This window comes from Oceanisphaera marina (assembly GCF_014643915.1).
Lineage (GTDB): Bacteria > Pseudomonadota > Gammaproteobacteria > Enterobacterales > Aeromonadaceae > Oceanimonas > Oceanimonas marina.
The window spans coordinates 1-547 of sequence record NZ_BMKE01000075.1; the positions used below are offsets into that span (position 1 = coordinate 1).

Genomic DNA, 547 nt, shown 5'->3' on the forward strand with positions numbered 1-547 from the left:
AAATAGAACGTTATCAATCAGAGGGCTACCCAAAAGGATATGGGTTAAATGAAATGAATGTTATTTTTAGAGTACATAACGAAGTAATAAGATTATTGATGGAAGAATGGTGGCAAGAGTTATTATCCGGTGCTAAAAGAGATCAAATTAGTTTTAGATATGTTTGTTGGAAACATAAAGTGTCAGTAGGAGAAGTTGAAATTTCTCCTAGGCGTGAAAATAAATTCTATAAAATTGTGCCACATTCCTCGGAAAGTATAGGCTTAAAGAATAAGGTGTTATTTAATATATTATATCGTAAACATAGCTCCAGTTTCTTTTACCTACTATCACGCTGTGTGGAATTTAACTCTAAGCTAAAGGGGCGATTTAAATGGAAAAAAAGATAGGTTTTGACGAAGGAGGGGTGTACTCATACTTTTATGTTTACTTCAGGGCTATAGTCATCCCTTTACCCATAAGTCAGCCCAATAATTCCTTTGTTTCTTGTATGGCTCGGACCATATCATGGCAACGTTCCAGGCCCAGCCACAGCGTTTGTAACCCG

General features: G+C 36.2%; 1 protein-coding gene. It reads left to right on the plus strand.

The features are described 5' to 3' along the window. Positions 1-389: glycosyltransferase domain-containing protein (locus IEW52_RS15640; RefSeq protein WP_229668008.1), on the plus strand; the 389-nt coding region annotated here is incomplete at its 5' end. Positions 390-547 lie beyond the last annotated feature (158 nt).